The organism is Hyphomicrobium sp., from assembly GCF_020852195.1.
In the GTDB taxonomy this organism is placed as follows: domain Bacteria; phylum Pseudomonadota; class Alphaproteobacteria; order Rhizobiales; family Hyphomicrobiaceae; genus Hyphomicrobium_C.
In genome coordinates, this window is the sequence record NZ_JADZBI010000059.1 from 1 (window position 1) to 2,792 (window position 2,792).

Consider the following 2,792-nt stretch of genomic DNA (forward strand, 5'->3'; position numbering starts at 1 on the left):
ACGCTGGACGACATCCGCAAGCTGCTCGAAGCAGGCGCCGACAAGGTCTCGATCAACACGGCGGCCGTCACCAACCGGCAGTTCGTCAAGGAAGCCTCGGAGAAGTTCGGCGCCCAGTGCATCGTCGTCGCCATCGACGCCAAGCGCGTGTCCGGCGAGGGCGAGCCGCCGCGCTGGGAGATCTTCACCCACGGCGGCCGCAAGCCGACCGGCATCGACGCGATTGCGTTCGCCCGCGAGGTCGTGGCCCTCGGCGCCGGCGAGATCCTGCTCACCTCGATGGACCGCGACGGCACGAAAGCCGGCTTCGATATTGCGCTGACCCGCGCCGTATCGGATGCGGTCCCCGTCCCCGTCATCGCCTCAGGCGGCGTCGGCTCGCTCGACCACCTCGTCGACGGCGTCAAGGAAGGCCACGCGAGCGCCGTGCTCGCCGCCTCCATCTTCCACTTCGGCACCTATACGATCGGCGAAGCCAAGCGCCACATGGCCGAAGCCGGCATCGCCGTGCGCTCCGATCCCGGCGCCCGCTGAGCCTCGCGGCCGGCGCCTTTACGCGGCCGCGGTATCGGCCTCGAGCTTGGCGAGGCATTGGGCAACCGCCGCCTCGACCTCGTCGCTCGGCACGGGGCGGCAGAAGTAGAAGCCCTGCACCTGCCGGCAACCCGTCTCGCGGACGCCGTTGAGCTGCGCCAGGCCCTCGATGCCCTCGGCCACCGGGCCGATGTCGAGCGCCTTGGCCAGCCCTGCCGCGGCCCCGACGATGGCCATCGAATCCCGCCGCTCCGCCATGCCGCCGATGAAGGCGCGGTCGATCTTGATCTTGTCGAAGATGAAGGTGCGCAGATAGTCGAGGCAGGCGAAGCCCGTCCCGAAATCGTCGAGCACGAGGCGGACGCCAAGGGCCCTCAGCTTCTCCATGGCCTCGAACGTGCGCGGATCTGCCCGCAGCAGCGCCGCCTCGCTGATCTCGATCTCAAGCCGGGCGGGATCGAGCCCGGAGGAAACGAGCTCATGCGCCACCAGGGCCGCGAGGTCGCCGTGGGCGAACTGCACGGCCGAGAAGTTGACCGCGACGTTGATCGGTGCGGACCAGCCGACGGCATCGTGGCAGGCGCGATGCAGCACCCACGCGCCGATTTCGAGGATCGACCCGCTCCGCTCCGCGATCGGCACGAAGGTGGAGGGCGAGATCGATCCGAGCGTGGGATGGTGCCAGCGCAGCAGCGCCTCGCATCCCGTGACGACGCCCGCCTCGACATCGAGGATCGGCTGGTAGACGAGGGCGAGCTGGCGCCGCTCGATGGCGGCCCTGAGGTCGCCCTCGATGACGACACGCTCGCTGGCCATCGCCTCGTCGTCCGGCCGGTAGATGCACGAGCTTCCCCGTCCGCAGCCCTTCACGCGGGAGAGCGCCATGTCGGCTTTGCGCAGCAGCGCATCGGCGGAGAGGCCGTGCTCGGGCGCCACCGCGATGCCGATGCTGGCGCCGATGCCGGCGCTCGAGCCCAGAACGCGGTAGGGCGCGTTCAGCGTCGCCACGAGCCGGCGCGCCAGGCCCGCCGCCTGCTCGGGGCTCGTGATGTCGGTCTGCACGATGGCGAACTCGTCGCCGCCGAGGCGCCCCACGAAGTCGGTGTCGCGCACGATGGCCGAGATGCGCTTGGCAACGGCCTTGAGCACCGCGTCGCCCGCTGCGTGTCCCAGCGTGTCGTTGACGTGCTTGAAGTGATCCAGGTCGACGATGTGCACGGCGAGGCATCCGCCGGGCTTCAGCCGGTCGATTTCGGTCTGCAGCTTCTCGCAGATGTGGAAGCGGTTGGCGATCTCCGTCAGCGGGCAGTGCCGCGCCAGCCAGCCGATGCGCTCGTCGGCGAGCGTCCGCTCCGTGATGTCCTCCTGGATGTCGACCCAGCCGCCGTCGGCGAGCGGCTGGTTGGTGACAAGGATCACGCGACCGTTCTTGAGATACTGCGTATGGGTGAACGTGCGGCCGTGCGTCAGCTCCTGCGCATGGTGCTCGATCCAGAGCTGCTGGCGGCGGAGCTCCTCGATGGTGTTGGCGGCGCCTTCGTTGGCGGCGTGATAGGCGAGAATGCGCGAGAACGGCGTCCCGGGAAGCGTCAGCTCCTCCGGCAGCCCGTAGATCTCGCGATAGAGCGCGTTGCAGACGATCAAGCGGCGCTCGGCATCGAACATCGAGAGCCCGCGCGCCATGTTGTTGAGCGCGATCTCGAACCACGCGTTGAGCTGGCTCAGCTTTTGCGCGTGCGCAGCGAGCGTTTCGGTGTCGACGGGGCCGGCGTGCGCGTCGGGAGGCGCGGCGAAGGCGTCGTCGTGAGCGGCAGGACGTCCCATCTTGGGCGTACGCTCCATGTCGAGAAAGGCAAAATGCGGTTTGCCCCAGTCATAGAGCAGCATCGTTAAGGACTAACGTACATTCCGGCGGCAGACGGTCCCCGGGGCATCATGGTTTGCAAATGACTAACGCCAGGCCGCCAACATGCCGCGTGAGCGGCGCATCACGGCGTCTTGTCGGGAAACCGGCAGATGTCGCGGATGAGGCAGGCCGGGCAGGCCGGCTTGCGGGCGCGGCACACGTAGCGCCCATGCAGGATCAGCCAGTGGTGCGCATGGAGACCGTACTCCGGCGGCACCTTGCTCAGGAGGTCGGCCTCGACCTGGAGCGGCGTCTTGCCCGCCGAAAGCCCGATGCGGTTCGACACCCGCAGCACGTGCGTGTCGACGGCCATCGTCGCATGGCCGAAGGCGATGTTCATGACCACGTTGGC

At 68.5% G+C, this 2,792-nt stretch carries 2 protein-coding genes and 1 pseudogene; 1 reads left to right on the forward strand and 2 read right to left on the reverse strand.

What is annotated here, in order from left to right:
* Positions 1–534 (forward strand): HisA/HisF-related TIM barrel protein (locus tag IT540_RS04535; RefSeq protein ID WP_291173905.1); only part of this gene is annotated, 534 nt, incomplete at its 5' end.
* 18 nt (positions 535–552) lie between these two features.
* Here IT540_RS04535 and IT540_RS04540 read toward each other — a convergent pair.
* Both IT540_RS04540 and IT540_RS04545 read right to left on the reverse strand, forming a co-directional pair.
* Positions 553–2,421 (reverse strand): EAL domain-containing protein, encoded by a 1,869-nt coding sequence (locus tag IT540_RS04540; protein ID WP_291173908.1) that lies wholly within the window; start codon positions 2,419–2,421, stop codon positions 553–555.
* 101 nt (positions 2,422–2,522) lie between these two features.
* A pseudogene (locus tag IT540_RS04545) lies at positions 2,523–2,792 on the reverse strand (endonuclease III); the annotation flags it as partial.